Source organism: Actinoplanes philippinensis, from assembly GCF_900113015.1.
Lineage (GTDB): Bacteria > Actinomycetota > Actinomycetes > Mycobacteriales > Micromonosporaceae > Actinoplanes > Actinoplanes philippinensis.
This window is the reverse complement of the sequence record NZ_FONV01000012.1, coordinates 171,949-188,311: the sequence shown is the minus strand read 5'-3', so window position 1 is coordinate 188,311 and position 16,363 is coordinate 171,949. Positions and strand designations below refer to the sequence as shown.

The window sequence follows — 16,363 nt, the reverse complement described above, 5'->3', positions numbered from 1 at the left end:
CCTTCTTTACCGGGACAGTTTGTTGCGGCGGGCGAGCAGCTTGGCGGCGACGGTCAGGATCAGGACCAGCGCCACCAGGGTCAGCGCGGCGGTCCAGGCCCGGTCCGGGGCGTAGCGGGAGGCGTCACCGGCCTGCTGGTAGACGAAGAGCGAGAGCGACTGCTGGTTGCCGGCGAACGGGTCGAAGTTGATCGCCGCGGCGCCACCGGCGACCAGCAGGACCGGGGCGGTCTCACCGGCGGCACGGGCGACGGCGAGCATCACACCGGTGACGATGCCGGGCAGCGCGGTCGGCAGGACCACGCTGAGGATCGTCTTCCACTGCGGGACGCCGAGCGCGTACGAGCCCTCGCGCAACGGCCCCGGCACCAGCCGCAGCATCTCCTCGGTGGATCGGACGATCGTCGGCAGCATCAGCACCGCCAGCGCCAGCGCTGCCGCGAAGCCGGAGAAGCGCGGCTGCCCGTCGTTGAACCACGGGCTGACGATGAGCACCCAGAACGACAGGATGAACAGACCGGCCACGATCGACGGGATGCCCGTCATGACGTCGACGAAGAAGCGGACCGTCCCGGCGAACTTGCCCCGGCCGTACTCGACGAGGTAGATCGCGCCGAGCACGCCCAGCGGGACCGACATCAGCGTGGCGATGCCGACCTGCTCCAGGGTGCCGATGATGGCGTGGTAGGCGCCGCCCTCCGGGTCCCGGGCGCCGATGTTGTTCATCGAGGTGCCGAAGAAGTTGCCGTCCAGCCGGGCGACGCCCTTGGAGACGAGCGTCCACACCACCGACGCGAGCGGCAGGATCGCCAGGACGCACGCCGAGTAGATGAGCGCCTTCATGGCCCGGTTGCGAGCCGCCCGCCTGCCCTCGATCCGGCCGGCCACCACGTTCAGCCCGACCAGGTAGAAGACAGCGCCGAGCACCACGACCAGCACCCAGTTGCCGATGCCGGCGCCGAGCACGATCGCGGCGGCAACCACGAACGCACCCACGGCGATGCCGAGGTTGACGGCGACCGGAAGCGTCCGGCTGCGAATGTTGTCCGGCGTCATAACGACGCCCGGAACCTCACGGTCCAAAAGACTCATGCTGCACTGTCCCGGAACTCGCGACGGCGGTAGATGATCGCCCGCGCCGTCATGTTGACCACCAGCGTGATCGCGAAGAGCACCAGACCGGAGGCGATCAGCGCGCCACGGCCGGTGTCGTTGGCCTCCGCGAAGGAGTTCGCGATGTTGGCGGCGACCGAGTTGCCGCCGTTCTCGATCAGGTTGAACGAGATGTTGAAGGCGACGCTCAGGGTCAGCGCCAGAGCGATCGTCTCGCCCAGGGCACGACCGAGACCGAGCATCACCGCGGCGATGACACCGGGCTTGCCGTACGGCAGGACCGCGGTCCGGATCATCTCCCAGCGGGTGGCGCCGAGAGCCAGGGCCGCCTCCTCGTTCATGCCCGGGGTCTGCTGGAAGACCTCGCGGGAGAGGGAGGTGACGATCGGCAGCACCATGATCGCCAGCACCAGGCCGCCGAGCAGGACCGACTGACCGAACGGGCCGTCACCACCGAAGAGCGGGATCCAGCTGAAGTACTTGTTGAGCCAGATCGAGAAGTCGCGGACCGGCTCCTGGAAGACGTCCCGGCCCCAGAGACCGAAGACGACACTGGGCACGGCCGCGAGCAGGTCGATCACGAAGCCCAGCGGGGTGGCCAGCCGCTTGGGCGCGTAGTGCGACAGGAACAGCGCGATGCTGAGAGCGATCGGCACCGCGACGATCAGGGCGATGACCGAGCTGAGCACGGTGCCGAAGGCCAGCGCCGCGATGCCGAACGAGGGCTGCGCCTCGTTGGGCCGCCACTCGAACTGGGTCAGGAAGTTTCCGGTGTTGGCCTGCAGCGCCGGAATCGCCTTGGAGATCAGGAAGACGGCGATGGCGACGATGATGACCAGCACCATCGCACCGGAGGCCGTGGACAGGCCGCGGAAGCCCGCCTCGATCGAGAACCGGGCCTTCTTGGGCAGTGCGCCACCGCCACCGCGCGGGGGCTCGTCGAAGTTACTCGGGGAAGCGCCAGAGCCGGCGCCCCGAGCGTGACGCGGAGTCACGCCCAGGTCGCCGGCGGTGGCGTTCACCGAGCGGGAGGGGTAGTCACCCATCTGCGCGCTCGCTGTCGTGTCGGAGGGATAGGCGGGTACGTCAGGCGATGGTGGCGACCGACTCGGCAACCTTGGCCCGGAGGGTCTCCGGCAGCGGGGCGTAGCCCAGCTTGGAGAGCTCCTTCTGGCCCTCGGTGCTCGAGGTGTACTTCAGGAAGGCCTGGACCGACTTGGCCTTCGCGCTGCCCTTGCTGCAGGCGATCTCGTAGGTCACCAGCACGATGGGGTAGGCGCCCGGGGTGGTGGTGGCGTAGTCGAGGGAGAGGGCGAGGTCGCCGTCCTTGCCCTTGACCTCGGCGTTCTCGAAGGTCTTGCCGGCGTTCTCGGCGGACAGCTCGGCGAACTCACCCGCGCCGTTCTTGATCTTCGCGGTCTGCAGGCTCTGGTTCTCGGCGAACGACATCTCGATGTAGGAGATGGTGTTCGCGGTGCCCTTGACCTTGGTGGCGATACCGTCCGACTTCGACACCGCGGTGCCGCCCGGCGCCTTCCAGGCCTTCGCGTTGCCGTAGGTCCAGTCGGCCTCGGCGGTCTTGCTCAGGAACTTGGTGAAGTTGTCGCTGGTGCCGGACTCGTCGGCGCGGTGCACCGTCTCGATGTTGGCGTCCGGCAGCTTGGCGCCGGCGTTCTCGGCGGCGATGGCCGGGTCGTTCCACTTGGAGATCTTGCCGGAGAAGATCTTCGCCAGGGTGGCCGACGAGAACTGCAGGCCGTCCGCGCCCTAGACGTTGTAGACCACGGCGATCGGGCCGATCACCATCGGGAGGTTGAGGGCCTTGCCACCGGCGCACTTGGCGTCGGCCTTGGGCTGCTCCTCCTCCTTCAGCGCGGAGTCGGAGCCGGCGAAGTCGGCGGTGCCGGCGATGAACGCCTCGATGCCCGCGCCGGAGCCGGTGCCCTGGTAGTCGACGGTGGTGCCGGTACCACACTGCTTCTGGTACGCCTTGATCCACTCGTCCATGGCGTTCTTCTGAGCGGTGGAGCCCTGCGCCGTCAGGCTGCCGCTGACGCAGCTACCCGGAGCAGCAGACGTGCCGCCGGCCGCCGGCTCGTTGTTGTCCGAGCCGCACGCGGTGAGAGCGATGGTCGCAGTCAGAGCAATGCCGGCCACGAAACCGGACCGCTGGAGCTTCACGATTGTCCCTTCGGGGTTGCCGCCGGTCTCTCACCGGCCCACACCCGAAAAGCTAGGAAGGCGAAGTGACCGGATCCCCGGTCGCAAATGAACTGGGAGTGAACAGGTCCGCGCCGGAAGGTAGCCATCCCCCGGAATACAGTTGTCCGTTAAGTGAACTGCGCTCCGGCTACCCGATATGTCGGGTATTTACGGTCAGTCGTGACCGCAGCGAGACAACCGCTTGACCGGGCCGTTATCGGCTGTAGTTGACGTCCGTCTTGAAGATCTCGAACCCGAGCCCCCGGTACAGCTTCACGGCGGCGGAGTTCGACTCGTCGACGTAGAGGCCGGCGACGGTCAGACCGCGGCCGGCGAGGTATTGCAGACCGGCCACGCTCAGGGCGGCGCCAAGGCCGCGACGGTGCCCGGACGGGTCGACGCCGAGCACGTAGATCTCACCGAGCGCCGGCTCGTCACCGGACGCCGGGTGCACCTTGGTCCAGTGGAAGCCCAGCACGGTGTCGGTGATGTCGACGGCGAGCAGGAACCCGGCCGGGTCGAACCACGGCTCGGCCTCGCGGCTCAGCAGGTCGTCGACGGTCCAGCGGCCCTGCTCCGGGTGGTGGGCGAAGGCCCGCGCGTTGACGCCGAGCCAGGCCTGCTCGTCGGAGCCGGGCCGGAAGTGACGCAGAGTCACGCCCTCGGGCAGCGGGATCTCCGGCAGCGGCGCCACCAGCGAGCGGCGCATCTGCCACAGCACCCGGGCGCGCGCGAAGCCGTTGCCCGCGGCGAAGGCGGCCGCGCCGGGGTCGTCACCGTGCGCCCAGAACCGCAGCGGGCCGGGGCCGGCCGCGGTCAGCAACTCGGTCCCGACACCCGCGCGCCGGAAGTCGGGATGGACGATCAGCTCACCGGAGCCGTCCTCCAGGAAGGCGTAGCCGGCCAGCCGGTCGCCGGCATACGACAGCAGATGAACGCCCTGGTACGGAACGTCGCCGCGCACTCGCAACACGACGTCCTCGGAGAGCGGGTAGACGCCGTCGAGGTGCCCCGCAGCCGCGGCCAGGGCCAGCACGTCGTCGGCCTCGGACGACGACAGCCGGTCCGTGGCACGGACCGGCTGTCGACTCGTCATGTGTGGAACTCCAGCTCAGACCGGAAGGGAGACCGGCTCGTTGTCCGGCAGCTGACGACCGGACGGCGGAACCACGAACTTGTAGCCCACCTGGCGCACGGTGCCGATCATCGACTCGTACTCCGAGCCGAGCTTGGCCCGCAGACGACGCACGTGGACGTCCACCGTACGAGTCCCGCCGAAGTAGTCGTAGCCCCAGACCTCACGCAGCAGCTGGTCACGGGTGAAGACCCGGCCGGGGTGCTGGGCGAGGAACTTGAGCAGCTCGAACTCCTTGTACGTGAGGTCGAGCGGGCGGCCCTTGAGTTTCGCCGCGTAGGTGTCCGGATCGATGTTGAGCTCGCCCGCGCGGATCGAGCCGCCGGCGCCGGCGGTCGCGTTGTTGAGACGGCCGACCGCCAGGCGCAGCCGCGCCTCGACCTCGGCCGGACCGGCGCTGGCCAGGATCACGTCGTCGACGCCCCAGTCGGCGTTGAGCGCGATCAGGCCGGCCTCGGTGACGACGGCGACCAGCGGGACGCCGATGCCGGTGGCGTGCAGCATGCGACAGGTGGCTCGCGCCTCGGAGAGCTCGGAACGGGCGTCGACCAGAACGGCGTCCGGGCTCGGGCCGGACACCAGGGTGCGCACGTCACGCGGAGCGGTACGAACCGAGTGGGGCAGAAGGTCCAGGGCGGGCAATACGACAGAGGGCTCTCCGGCACGTGCCGTGACCAGCAGAAGGATCTCCACACTCACCTCCGTCCTCGCGGCGTGGGAGCCGCTCGGGTGACCCGGTCTGCGTGAGTCGGGGGACTCCGCCACCGGAGGATGGGGCCCGGCGTCACCGACGGGTGGGTTGCGCTCACCTTAACCGATGCATCAGCCCTGATACCCCGGTCGCGCACGCAAGTGATGTAGAGAACGCCTAGTAGGTGACCGAACGGTGGATTCGTAACCAGCCTTTTACCCGAGAGGCGATGCCCCCGCGGCAGCGATTGGGACCTCGGTCACCGGTCTGGCACGATCGCACTCGTGTTTCCCTCTATGCCGAACGACGACCCCTGGGACGCCGAGGCCTCTCAGCAGGTCGCCCGCATGAACCCGGGGCGGCCCAAGGCCGGGTTCTACGGCGCCGTCCCGGAGGACGAGGAGGATCGGACGCCCTCCTCCGAGCCCGAGGACGAGGAGGAGTTCGAGGAGATCCCGATTCTTCCGGTCCGGCCGCAACTGTCGGCGGCGATCGGCGGATTCGCGGTTCTCCTCGCCGTCGCGCTGATCATCGGCAGTCACGTGACCGGGCCGGGCGCGCGCGTGTCGTACGCGATCGTGCTCTTCGGGGTGCAGTTGCTCGGTCTGCTCGCGTGGACCATGGCGCTGCAGCCGCCGGCGGCGGGCGCGACGGCCGCGGTGGTCGCGGTGGCCGCGCTGGCCGCCGACTACCTGGCGGTGACCGGTGAGCCGGGCGCTCTGCTGCCGCTGTTCTGGGTGGTGCTGGGCGGTTTCACGGCGGCGATGATCGCGCAGGTGATCCGCGCCGAGGACCGGCAGCGTGCCAAGGACTCCTGGCGCACCACGCTGCTCATCGTGTCCGGGGCGGCCGCCTACGCCGTCCTGATCACGCTGGTCAAGGAGCCGCTCGGCGCGCCGGCCATCCTGATCTGCTGCACCGGCGCCGGGGTGGCGCTGTTGATCGCCCGGCTCACCGACGCGGTGTTCCCGAAACCGCGGATCGCCGCTCAGGTGCCGCGCGGCGCGACCGGCGTCGTGCTCGGCGCCATGCTGGGCACCCTGGCCTCGGCGGTGCTCGGCAGTTACATGGTGCTGCCGTTCGACCCGACCAAGGGCGCGGTCCTCGGGCTGGTCGCGGCGGTGGCCGCGCAGCTGGTCGACCTGGCGGTGAACTTCGGCGAGGCGGGCCGCCGGCTGGCCGGGGAGGCGCCGACCTTCTGGCTGGCCCGGCACATGCAGGGCCCGCTCGGCGGGTTCGCCCTGACCGCCGTGGCGACGTATCTGTCGGTGCACTGGTATCTCACCTGACACACCTGTCGCACCGATCCGGTTTCACTGAACCCTGGACCCGGGCATGTACGTTCCCCAGGGCAGCCGGGTGAATCGGGAGGAAAAGTGGCCGAGGTGTACGGATCGGAACGTCCCCGCCGTCGCCGGGGGCGCACTCTGCGCGTCGTGATCCTGACCCTGCTCGTCTTCCTGATCGTCGGCGTCGTCGTGCTCGACCGGTTCAGCAACTCGTACGCCGAGAACGTGCTCGCCGACAAGGTGGCCACCGAGGTGGCGAACCAGAAGGCGGAGAGCAGCCGGCCGGTGGTCACCATCGCCGGCGTCCCGTTCCTCACCCAGGTGCTCGCCGGCAAGTACGAGGAGATCCGGATCGAGCTGCCCGACTTCAAGGCGCAGACCGGCAGCGGCGAGACCGTCCGGATGGACCTGCTGGACATCCGGGCCCGGGACGTGAAGGCCCCGCTGAGCGCGCTGCGCGGCCAGGGTGACGTGGTGGCCGGCACGGTCACCGGGACGGGCACCATCGACTACCGCCTCCTCGCCGACGCGACCGGCCAGAAGGATCTGAAGCTGACCGAGAAGGACGGCAAGCTGGTCGGCTCCGGGGTCCTGGCGATCTCGCAGACCCAGCAGGTCCCGGTCTCCGCCGCGGCTGACGTCAAGGTCGTCGACGGCAAGGTGCAGGTGCGTTTCTCCGACGTGAACACGCCCGGCCTGCCGGACAACCCCCTGGTGCGTACGCAGGTCAACGCGTTCTTCGCGCAGATGGCCTTCGAGCTGGACGTGCCGAAGCTGCCGTTGAACCTGGTCGTGCAGGAGTTGCAGCCGCTCCCGGAGGGGCTGCGGGTCACCTTCGGGGCCAGCGATGTCAACCTGGCCGCGGCCGGGGTGTGACGACCGTCCGATCCCGGATCGTGGTCGGACCTGTTCCGAGAGTTGGGCCCGCTGGTAGGGTCGTTTCCCATGAGCCTGTTGCTCACGAAAAGGCGCGCGGTCGACCTGTGCCGCGTGGCCGCGTGCCTGTGTCGTCCCGTCATCTGACGGGGCCACCTCGTGCTGAGCACCTTCTGAAGCTCTAGCTAGGTCCAGGGCAACCACTTGCCCGGCAGTGGCGCCGTCGCACAGCAGCCCGTGATCCCACCTACCGATGGGTCCGCGCGGAGTGCGACATCAGCTCTCTCCGTGCGCTGACTCTCCCTACACCCACCTTCCACAGGGAGTGAACCGATGAGTCGCGACACCGCACTCGTCTCGGCCGAGTGGGCCGAGCAGAACCTGGAGACCCCGGGCCTCGTCTTCGTCGAGGTCGACGAGGACACCACCGCCTACGACGGCGGCCACATCCCCGGCGCCATCAAGCTGGACTGGAAGAAGGACCTGCAGGACCCGGTCCGGCGTGACTTCGTCAACCAGGAGCAGTTCGAGGCGCTGCTGTCCGAGCGCGGCATCTCCAACGACGACACCGTGATCCTGTACGGCGGCAACAACAACTGGTTCGCGGCGTACGCGTACTGGTACTTCAAGCTGTACGGTCACGAGCAGGTCCGCCTGATCGACGGCGGCCGCAAGAAGTGGGAGCTCGACGCCCGTCCGTACTCGAAGGACGTGCCGGTCCGGGCGAAGACCTCCTACACCGCCAAGGCTCCGAACCTGGAGATCCGCGCGTTCCGTGACGAGGTCGTCCAGGCCATCGGCGTGAAGAACCTGGTCGACGTGCGCAGCCCCGACGAGTTCGCCGGCCGCCTGCTCGCCCCGGCTCACCTGCCGCAGGAGCAGTCGCAGCGGGGTGGCCACATCCCGACCGCGATCAGCGTGCCGTGGAGCAAGGCCGCCAACGAGGACGGCACCTTCAAGTCCGACGAGGAGCTCGCCAAGATCTACGGCGAGGCCGGTTTGGACGGCAGCAAGGACACCATCGCGTACTGCCGCATCGGCGAGCGCTCCTCGCACACCTGGTTCGTGCTCAAGGAGATCCTCGGACACGAGAACGTGAAGAACTACGACGGTTCGTGGACCGAGTACGGCTCGCTCATCGGCGTGCCGATCGCCCTCGGCGACGAGCCCGGAAAGGCCTGATCATGACTTCTCCCGCAACGAACGTCGCCTCCAACGTCGCAGCCGGCTGCGCCGCCCCGGACCAGTCCGCGCCCCTCCCCAGCAGCGTGGACCTGGCCAAGGAGACGGTCATCACCGGCATCGTCCGCAACGCGGACGCCGAGGTCGTCGGCGGCGCCTACGTGCGCCTGCTGGACGGCTCCGGCGAGTTCACCGCCGAGGTCGTCTCCTCGCCCGAGGGTGTCTTCCGCTTCTTCGCGGCGCCCGGCTCCTGGACCGTGCGGGCGCTCAGCCGGCACGGCAACGGCGAGCTGGCCGTCGACGCCACCCGCGGCGTCAACGAGGTCACGCTGAACGTGGCGACCGTCTGACCCACGCTCTGTTGAAAAATGGGGGCCCCTCGGGGCCCCCATTTTCATGCTCCGCCGCTGGTCACCACTTCGGCGTGGGGTGGGACCTCCGGGCGGCGGCGGGACAGGCGGCGGACCGCGGTGTTCAGGACGGCGATCAGTGGTACGGCCACCAGCGCCCCGATGATCCCGGCCAGCACCACGCCGCACGCGATCCCGATGATCACCGCGAGGGGGTGCACCGACACCGCCCGTCCCATGATCAGCGGCTGCAGGATGTGGCCCTCGATCTGCTGGACCAGGATGACCGCGCCCAGCGTGATCAAGGCGACCACCCAGCCCTCGTCGACCAGCGCCACCAGCACCGCCACCGCGCCGGACACGCTGGCGCCGACGATCGGCACGAACGCGCCCAGGAAGACCAGGGCGGCCAGCGGGAACGCGAACTCCACGTCGAGCACCATCAGCGCCAGGCCGATGCCGACCGCGTCGATGAACGCGACGAGCACGGTGGCCCGCACATAGGCGCCGAGCGTGCGCCAGCCGGCGTCTCCCGCGTCGGCGAGCGACCAGCGCGCGTTCACCGGGAACAGCCGCACGATGAATCGCCAGATCGCCCGGCCGTCGCGCAGGAAGAAGAACGTCGCGAAGATCACCAGCAGCATGCCGGTGGCCAGCTCGGCGATGGTCGCGACGGTGGCGATGCCGGTCGACGTGAGCGCCGCCGTGTTGGAGTTGACCCACTCCTGCGCCGCGGCGATGGCCTGGGCCACCTGGTCGTTGGAGAGGTGCAGCGGGCCGGTCTTGGCCCACGTCTGGATCTGGTTGACACCGGCCGCGGCGTTCTCGGTCAGTTTCGGCACACCGGCGATGAACTCGTTGACCACCAGGGTCAGCGTGCCCACGAGCAGGCCGATGCCGGTGACCAGCACCAGGAAGGTGGCCAGCGACCGGGGCAGGCGCAGCCGCAGCAGCCAGCCCACCGCCGGGCCGAACAGCGCGGACAACAGCAGCGCGATGGCCAGCGGGACGACCACGATGCTGACCATGCCGATCAGCCGCAGCAGCGCCCAGCCGATCACGCCCACCACGATCAGGCGCCAGCTCCAGGCCGCGGCGATGCGCAGGGGCTGCGGCACGTCGGCGTCGTCGCGGCTGTTCGTCGAGGTGTGCACGATCTCGGCATCCGGTGTCTGCGGGAGGAACTCGTCATATCGATCAGGCTCCGCCGGACGGTCCGCCCGAGCCTGCCGCACCGACTGCCGGCCCGCGTCGTAGGCCTTGATCAGGTTGTCCCGGACGCGCTGGAAGCGGTTCAACCGGATAACCCCCTCCACCTCGAATTCGCAGTAGTCACGCTAGTACGCGGATGCCCGCGATGCCTTACCCGGCGACAGGGCCCACACGCGGCGGCGTACCGTCTGCAGCGTGAGTGCCGACACCCGTACCGAGACCGGACTGCCGATCCGGATGCTGCACGACCGTGTCCTCGTCCGCCAGGACGGCGGCGAGGGGGAACGACGGTCGACCGCCGGCATCGTGATCCCGGCCACCGCCTCGATGGGCAAGCGCCTGTCCTGGGCCACCGCGGTCGGCGTGGGGCCCAACGTCCGGTCGATCGTGGTCGGCGACCGCGTCCTCTTCGACCCGGACGACCGCTCCGAGGTCGAGCTGCACGGCAAGGGCTACGTCCTGCTGCGCGAGCGCGACGTGCACGCGGTCGCGGCCAACCGGGTCGAGTCGGACGGGACCGGCCTCTACCTCTGAGCCCGCGTCACCACTGCTGCTGCGGCGGCGGGGCGAACGGGGGCGGGCCACCGTACGGACCGCCGTAGGGCCCGCCGTAGACCGGTGGCGGTGGCGGCGGCAGGACGATCGGCACCGGCATCACCGGCTCCGGCGGAGGCGCGACGGTACGCACCACGCCGTCCGGGAAGGTGATCCGGTAATTCCGCCCATCCCACCACGACGGCGGCGTCTGCGGGTCACGCCCGGCGAACGCCGACCGGTAACCGGTGATCGCCACCAGCAGCTCCCGCTCCTCGTCGACCGCCCGCTGCAGGTCCACCGGGGTCCGCGGCAGGCCACGCTCCAGGCCGTCCCGGATCAGGGCGAGCCGGGTCGCGGCGAACTGGAACGCGCGCATCGACCGGTGCCCCACCGGACCGGCCACCCGGCGTGCCCACTCGCGGGCGGCGTGCCGGCGACCCAGCGTGCCCAGTGCGGCCACCTCGGCCGGGGCGAACCAGCCCGCTTCCGCGTACCGGTACAGCACCCGCTCGGCGAGCCGGCCCTCCCAGCTGCGCAGCGCCAGGGCCAGGCCGACCGCGGCGAAGAAGAACGGCACCATGAAGCCGAGGTAGCCGTACAGCATGATCATGGTTTCGCCGGTGGCGGCGGAGATCGTCGGCAGCAGGTTGAAGATGCCGTGCAGCATCATCGCCAGGAGCAGGCCGCCGACCGGGGCGAGCCACCGGATCGTCCGGTTGCCGGAGCGCGCCGCGAGGCCCAGGCCGATCCCGGACATCGAGGTGAAGAGCGGGTGCGCGAATCCGGTGAAGAGAATCCGCACGATGAAGATCAGGAAGACGTTCTGCAGGCCGGTCGCCGGGCCGTACTCGGCCTCGCCCGCCGCGTAGCCGTGCCCGCCCAGGTAGAGCACGTTCTCCACCATGGCGAAACCGAGCGCCGACAGGCCGCAGTAGACGATGCCGTCGGTCATGCCGGACCACTCGGAACGCCGCCGCCAGAAGACCAGCAGCGGGCCGAGCAACTTCATCGACTCCTCGATGAAAGGCGCCACCAGCACCGCGACCAGGGCGTCCGGCAGCCCGATCCGGTCGAACAGCCAGGCCGAACCGGTGTTCACCGCCAGGGCCACGGCCGTCGCGATCGCCGCGCCCCAGGCGAAGCAGAAGACCAGGTATTTCGTCGGCTCCGGCTCGTAGCGGTCCAGCCAGATGAAGGTGCTGGCCAGCAGCGGCACCGGCAGGATCGCCGCGGTAAGGCCGATCGCCAGGCCGGTGACCCCGATGTTGTAGCCGAGATAGGTGAGCATGCCGATGGCCACCAGCGCGATCACCACGATCGCCGAGGTCATCGGCAGCCAGCGGCGCCAACCGGTACGGCGGCCGGGGACCGTGGTCTTCGCCGGGTCACCACCCGACGGGTACGGCGGGACGGGCTCCGGACCGGTCGGCAGCTGCACCGGCGTGAGCGGCCCCTGCTGGTCGGGCAGCGTGAAATACGCCGTGGCCACCGGCGCGGGCGGCGGGGCCGACACCGGCGGCGCGAACGACGGTGACGCCGGCGGCGCGAACGACTGCGGTGGCGCCGGGGATGCCGGGTAGGCGCCCTGCGCCGGGGACGACGGCCGGATCGTCGGCTCCTCGAAGACCGGCGGCGCGAAGACCGGCGCGGTCGGCGGCTCGGGCGAACCTGTGGGGGCCGGCACGGTCGGCGGCTCGGGGGCGCCCGGCGAGACGGGAGCCGCGGCGACCGTCGGCGGCGCGGAGTCGGCCGGAGGCTCAGGGGCAGCCGGTGGGGCGGACTGCGGGCGGTCGGCGGGATCGGGCGTTCCGCTCGGCGAGACATCGGCCATGCCCGCCAGCGTAGTCACCGCGGCCGCGTCCGACCGGCCCGAGGAGCCCGAAACCGATCACGACGGCATCGATCCGGACCGTCCCGGCTTTCGGCGGGCCCCGTGCGGCCGCCCGCGCCAGCCGATCGCGTCGCGCACCTGCCGGGTCGCCTCGGCGTACTCGATGCCGGTGGCACGCAGCAGATCGGCCACCGTGGTCCGGGTCTGCGCCACCACCACACCGCCGGAATACCCGACTCCGGCCTGGTAGGCGCGCCCCGACTCGGTGACCGCCCGGAGTGCCTGCTGCCTGGCGCCGACCGGCTCGTCGCCGCGGTCCCACTCCTGGCGCAGCAGCTCGACCGCGTCGCCGAGATGGCGTACCGAGACCGGCAGCACGTCCGGGATCGGCTCCCGGTCCTCGATCGCGGTCTGTGCCCGCCGCAGCAGCACCCGCACGTTGCGCAGGGCGTAGGTGAGCTGGGCGCTGCCCTCCACGTACTGCGCGAGAGCGCCCCGGGTCCGCCAGCGGGCCGGCGCGAACGCCACGTTTTCCCGGGCCGCGTCGATGGCCGCGCTGAAGGCCGCGAACGTGCCCTCGGCCGCCCGCAGCCGCTCCACCGCGGCCCGCACCACCGAGGCGTCCGCGTCGGCCAGGCCGGCCGCGGCGTCGTACAGCCCTCCGGTGAACGCCCGCAGCGCCGGGTCGGCGGCCCGGCGGACCACGGTGAGCGGGTTGAGCGGCAGCAGCACGGTCATCACGACCAGGGCGATCCCGCCGCCCACCAGCGCGTCCAGGAAGCGCGTCCATAGCTGGCCGGTGGTCGAGGTCAGGGTGGCGACGAGCACGGCCGACGAGGCGGACTGCACGATCAGCGGCGCCCCGCCGCCGGCCGCGGTGGCCAGCAGCACCGCCAGCAGCACGATCACCCCGATCTGGACCGGGCCGGCGCCGATCAGCAGGATGATGCCGTCGCCGAGGCCGATCCCGGCGGCGACCCCGGCGACCAGCTCGGTGGTGCGCCGCAGCCGCTGCCCGACCGAGGAGCCGAGGGCGATCACCGCGGCGATCGGCGCGAAGAACGGCATCGGGCGGCCGAACAGGTCGTGCGCCACGAACCAGGCGAGGCCCGCGGCGAGCCCGGCCTGCACGGCGAGCATCAGCCCGGCACGGCCCCGGGACAGGGCGGCGGTCAACCGGCCGATCATGATCTCAACCTACGTGCCAGGATGCCTGGGTGACATCTCTGCCCGATGCCTTCCGGTCCGCGGCACGCGGCGCCGGCGCCACCGCTGACGACGCCGACCTGGACGCCGCCGCGCAATACCTGCTGGGCCGCTGGAGCGAGCCGCAACGCCACTACCACGACGTGACCCACCTCGCGTCGGTGCTCGAGGTGATCGATCGCTTCGCTCACCTCACCCCCCATCCCGATCGGGTACGGCTGGCCGCCTGGCTGCACGACGCCGTCTACGACCCGCGTGCCCTCGGTGACGCGAACGAGCGGGACAGCGCCGAGTTCGCGGCCGGCCTGCTGCAGAGCCTGGGCGCCCCGGACGAGGTGTCCGCCGAGGTGGCCCGCCTGGTCAACCTGACCGCCGGCCACGCGACCGAGGAGGACGACCCGGACGGCGAGCTGCTCTGCGACGCGGACCTGTCGATCCTCGCCGCCGACGCCGAGCGCTACACCGCGTACGCCGGCGCGATCCGTCGTGAGTACGCGCACGTCCCCGACGACGCGTTCCGGGCCGGCCGCTCCCGGGTGCTCACCGAGCTGCTGAACCTGCCGTCGATCTACCGGCTGGCCCCGATCCACGAGGAGTGGGAGGAGCGGGCCCGCGCCAACCTCAAGGCCGAACTGGCGGAGCTTGCCTAGGCCGGACCAGGTGTTTGGGGCGGCGTAACCCGGAGGCGCGGAGACGGGCGGTCAGGTCCCGGGAGGGCAGCAGGGTGGCGCCCAGCCACAACGCGCTGCGGAACCGGGCCTCCGGGATGTCGTAGTGGTCGCGGTCGAAGCCGCGCCGGGGCACGCCCAGCATCTCGGCGAAGGCGTGCAGCTCGGCATAGGAGACGTCGCTGACCAGGTGGGACCAGAGATGGCCCCGCCCCGGCCAGCGGGGCTCGTCGACGAGGATCAAAGCTCGATCTCGAGCAGCGGCAGCCTCCGGTCGGCGGCCAGCCCGCGCACGTCCGGCACACCGATCCGGGCCGCGTCGGCGGTCGCGTCGTCCGGCATGGTCTGGGACTGCCGCTCGGCGGTGACCCGGGCCAGGTAGTGCTCGATCTCCTTCTGCCGGACGGTCGCGTCCCATCCGAGGGCCTCGCCCATGATCCGGGCGGCGTGCTCGGCCGACTCGGCGCCCCGGTGTGCGGTCTCGATCGAGATCCGGGTCCGCCGGGTGAGCACGTCGTCCAGATGGAGGGCGCCTTCGGCGAGCGCCGCGTACGCCACCTCGGCCGCCAGATACTCGGGAGCGCCGGCGAGCGGGACGGCCAGCTCGGGCTGGGCGGCCATCATCGCCAGCAGGTGGACGGTGAGCGTCCCGTACCGCTCCAGGAGATGCTCGACGACGCCCGCCGTGACGCCGTGCCGCCGGGCGATGTCGTGCCGGTCGCGCCACGCGGCGGCGTAGCCGTCCGCGCCGAGCAGGGGCAGCTCATCGGTGCGGGAGGGCCGCTCGGGACCTCCGAGGCGGCGCACCGCGCGGTCGATCACGTCGGCCGCCATCACCCGATACGTCGTGTACTTGCCGCCGGCCACCAGCATCAACCCTAGCATCGGCTCGACCACGGCGTGCTCGCGGGACAGTTTGGAGGTGGAGTCGGCCTCACCGGAGAGCAGCGGCCGCAGCCCGGCGTAGACCCCCTCGATGTCGTCGGTGGTGAGTGGCCGGTCCAGCACCGTGTTGACCTGGTCCAGCAGATACCTGATGTCGCGGGCCGAGGCGGCCGGGTGGGCGCGGTCGAGCTGCCAGTCGGTGTCGGTGGTGCCGATGATCCAGTGGCCGCCCCACGGGATCACGAAGAGCACACTCGTCGCCGTCCGCAGGATCAGCCCGGCCTCGCCGGTGATCGCCGAGCGGGGGACCACCAGGTGCACGCCCTTGGAGGCGCGGACCCGGAAGCCCGGGCGCACCCCGACGTCGTTGAGCATCTGCGACATGTCGTCGCTCCACACCCCGGTCGCGGCGACGACGGTCCGTGCCCGGACCTCGAAGGGCTCTTGATCGGGGGCCTCCAGGTCGCGCACGCGGACACCGACCACCTGCCGGGCCTCGCGGACGAAACCGACCACGCGGGCGCTGGTGGCGACGGCCGCGCCGAGGCTGGCCGCGGTCCGGGCCAGGTTGACCACGAGACGGGCGTCGTCGACCTGGCCGTCGAAGTAGCGGATCGCGCCGACGATCCGGTCGGCGCGCAGGCTCGGGAAGAGGTGGCGCGCGCCGTCGCGGGTCAGATGCCGGTGCAGCGGCATGCCCCGGCCGGCGCCGAAGAGACCGGCGAAGACGTCGTACGCCGCCACGCCCAACCCGTAATACCCACGCTGCCAGGCCCGTTTCGGCAGGCCGGCGCTGGGCAGCGGCACCAGGATCGGCACCGGGCGCACCAGGTGCGGGGCGAGCCGGGTGGCCAGCAGGCCACGCTCGGTCAGCGCCTCGTGCACCAGATGCAGCTCCAGCTGCTCCAGATAGCGCAGACCGCCGTGGATCAGCTTGCTGGACCGGCTGGACGTGCCGGCGGCGAAGTCGCGGGCCTCGACCAGGGCCACCTTGAGGCCCCGGGACGCGGCGTCGACAGCGGCCCCGGCCCCGGTGACGCCGCCACCGATCACCAGGACGTCGAACTGTTCGTCACGCAGCCGCCGCAGGTCGGCCGTGCGACGGATCGGGGAGAGCCGGCCGGCCGAGTAGCGGGAGACGGAGGGATCACGCACCCGTCCCACGTTAGCGCTTCCGCCGTTCACC

Annotated in this window: 16 protein-coding genes and 1 pseudogene; 7 read left to right on the top strand and 10 right to left on the bottom strand. The window is 70.9% G+C overall.

What is annotated here, in order from left to right; translation table 11 throughout:
- Positions 1 to 6: 6 nt before the first annotated feature.
- The 5 genes and pseudogenes from pstA to BM290_RS31270 form a co-directional block, all read right to left on the bottom strand.
- Positions 7 to 1,092, bottom strand: a complete 1,086-nt coding sequence (gene pstA, locus BM290_RS31290; RefSeq protein ID WP_093619508.1) for a phosphate ABC transporter permease PstA — start codon at positions 1,090 to 1,092, stop codon at positions 7 to 9.
- Complete coding sequence (gene pstC / locus BM290_RS31285) at positions 1,089 to 2,159, bottom strand: phosphate ABC transporter permease subunit PstC (protein ID WP_093619507.1); 1,071 nt, start codon at positions 2,157 to 2,159, stop codon at positions 1,089 to 1,091. The genes pstA and pstC overlap by 4 nt, the downstream gene beginning before the upstream one ends.
- A 40-nt stretch (positions 2,160 to 2,199) precedes the next feature.
- A pseudogene (gene pstS / locus BM290_RS31280) lies at positions 2,200 to 3,294 on the bottom strand (phosphate ABC transporter substrate-binding protein PstS).
- Positions 3,295 to 3,529: 235 nt separating this feature from the next.
- The gene (mshD, locus tag BM290_RS31275) at positions 3,530 to 4,411 is read right to left on the bottom strand and encodes a mycothiol synthase (protein WP_093619506.1); all 882 of its coding nucleotides are present in this window, start codon (positions 4,409 to 4,411) and stop codon (positions 3,530 to 3,532) included.
- Positions 4,412 to 4,426: 15 nt separating this feature from the next.
- Positions 4,427 to 5,143 carry a winged helix-turn-helix transcriptional regulator gene (locus BM290_RS31270; protein ID WP_093619505.1) on the bottom strand — a complete coding sequence of 239 codons (717 nt, stop codon included), beginning with the start codon at positions 5,141 to 5,143 and terminating at the stop codon, positions 4,427 to 4,429.
- Positions 5,144 to 5,425: 282 nt separating this feature from the next.
- On the opposite strand from BM290_RS31270, the gene BM290_RS48695 reads away from it, so the two are divergent.
- From BM290_RS48695 to BM290_RS31250, 5 genes are all read left to right on the top strand, one after another.
- On the top strand, positions 5,426 to 6,430 hold the full coding sequence (locus BM290_RS48695) for a hypothetical protein (protein WP_239143790.1): 1,005 nt from the start codon (positions 5,426 to 5,428) through the stop codon (positions 6,428 to 6,430).
- Positions 6,431 to 6,577: 147 nt separating this feature from the next.
- The gene (locus BM290_RS31260) at positions 6,578 to 7,306 is read left to right on the top strand and encodes an LmeA family phospholipid-binding protein (RefSeq protein ID WP_093619684.1); all 729 of its coding nucleotides are present in this window, start codon (positions 6,578 to 6,580) and stop codon (positions 7,304 to 7,306) included.
- Positions 7,307 to 7,375: 69 nt separating this feature from the next.
- A complete protein-coding gene (locus BM290_RS50960) occupies positions 7,376 to 7,453 on the top strand; it encodes an Ms5788A family Cys-rich leader peptide (protein WP_311772860.1) in 78 nt (25 codons plus the stop codon).
- Positions 7,454 to 7,639: 186 nt separating this feature from the next.
- On the top strand, positions 7,640 to 8,488 hold the full coding sequence (locus BM290_RS31255; RefSeq protein WP_093619503.1) for a sulfurtransferase: 849 nt from the start codon (positions 7,640 to 7,642) through the stop codon (positions 8,486 to 8,488).
- A 2-nt stretch (positions 8,489 to 8,490) separates the two neighbouring features.
- Positions 8,491 to 8,838, top strand: a complete 348-nt coding sequence (locus tag BM290_RS31250) for a DUF1416 domain-containing protein (RefSeq protein WP_093619502.1) — start codon at positions 8,491 to 8,493, stop codon at positions 8,836 to 8,838.
- Positions 8,839 to 8,882: 44 nt separating this feature from the next.
- On the opposite strand, the gene BM290_RS31245 is transcribed toward BM290_RS31250, so the two are convergent.
- Positions 8,883 to 10,136 carry an AI-2E family transporter gene (locus tag BM290_RS31245; RefSeq protein ID WP_093619501.1) on the bottom strand — a complete coding sequence of 418 codons (1,254 nt, stop codon included), beginning with the start codon at positions 10,134 to 10,136 and terminating at the stop codon, positions 8,883 to 8,885.
- A gap of 151 nt (positions 10,137 to 10,287) precedes the next feature.
- On the opposite strand from BM290_RS31245, the gene BM290_RS31240 reads away from it, so the two are divergent.
- Complete coding sequence (locus BM290_RS31240) at positions 10,288 to 10,584, top strand: GroES family chaperonin (RefSeq protein WP_177319986.1); 297 nt, start codon at positions 10,288 to 10,290, stop codon at positions 10,582 to 10,584.
- A 7-nt stretch (positions 10,585 to 10,591) separates the two neighbouring features.
- Here the strand turns inward: BM290_RS31240 and BM290_RS31235 are convergent, their stop codons facing one another.
- Positions 10,592 to 12,418 (bottom strand): PrsW family intramembrane metalloprotease, encoded by a 1,827-nt coding sequence (locus tag BM290_RS31235; protein ID WP_239143789.1) that lies wholly within the window; start codon positions 12,416 to 12,418, stop codon positions 10,592 to 10,594.
- Between the two features lie 57 nt (positions 12,419 to 12,475).
- Entirely contained in the window at positions 12,476 to 13,606 is a 1,131-nt protein-coding gene (locus BM290_RS31230; RefSeq protein WP_093619499.1) for an FUSC family protein, read from the bottom strand.
- 29 nt (positions 13,607 to 13,635) lie between these two features.
- Here BM290_RS31230 and BM290_RS31225 point away from each other — a divergent pair, with 29 nt between their 5' ends.
- Positions 13,636 to 14,274 (top strand): HD domain-containing protein, encoded by a 639-nt coding sequence (locus tag BM290_RS31225; RefSeq protein ID WP_093619498.1) that lies wholly within the window; start codon positions 13,636 to 13,638, stop codon positions 14,272 to 14,274.
- Here the strand turns inward: BM290_RS31225 and BM290_RS31220 are convergent.
- Positions 14,246 to 14,536, bottom strand: coding sequence for a DUF4031 domain-containing protein (locus BM290_RS31220; RefSeq protein WP_093619497.1), 291 nt, complete (start codon positions 14,534 to 14,536; stop codon positions 14,246 to 14,248). The genes BM290_RS31225 and BM290_RS31220 overlap by 29 nt on opposite strands.
- On the bottom strand, positions 14,533 to 16,332 hold the full coding sequence (locus BM290_RS31215; RefSeq protein WP_093619496.1) for a glycerol-3-phosphate dehydrogenase/oxidase: 1,800 nt from the start codon (positions 16,330 to 16,332) through the stop codon (positions 14,533 to 14,535). The genes BM290_RS31220 and BM290_RS31215 overlap by 4 nt, the downstream gene beginning before the upstream one ends.
- Positions 16,333 to 16,363 lie beyond the last annotated feature (31 nt).

Coding starts and splice junctions, on each gene's coding strand:
- BM290_RS31250 (WP_093619502.1), top strand. CDS start 8,491: ATGACTTCTCCCGCAACGAACGTCGCCTCCAACGTCGCAGCCGGCTGC.
- BM290_RS31255 (WP_093619503.1), top strand. CDS start 7,640: ATGAGTCGCGACACCGCACTCGTCTCGGCCGAGTGGGCCGAGCAGAAC.
- BM290_RS31240 (WP_177319986.1), top strand. CDS start 10,288: ATGCTGCACGACCGTGTCCTCGTCCGCCAGGACGGCGGCGAGGGGGAA.
- pstA (WP_093619508.1), bottom strand. CDS start 1,092: ATGAGTCTTTTGGACCGTGAGGTTCCGGGCGTCGTTATGACGCCGGAC.
- BM290_RS31235 (WP_239143789.1), bottom strand. CDS start 12,418: ATGGCCGATGTCTCGCCGAGCGGAACGCCCGATCCCGCCGACCGCCCG.
- BM290_RS50960 (WP_311772860.1), top strand. CDS start 7,376: ATGAGCCTGTTGCTCACGAAAAGGCGCGCGGTCGACCTGTGCCGCGTG.
- mshD (WP_093619506.1), bottom strand. CDS start 4,411: ATGACGAGTCGACAGCCGGTCCGTGCCACGGACCGGCTGTCGTCGTCC.
- BM290_RS31230 (WP_093619499.1), bottom strand. CDS start 13,606: ATGATCGGCCGGTTGACCGCCGCCCTGTCCCGGGGCCGTGCCGGGCTG.
- pstC (WP_093619507.1), bottom strand. CDS start 2,159: ATGGGTGACTACCCCTCCCGCTCGGTGAACGCCACCGCCGGCGACCTG.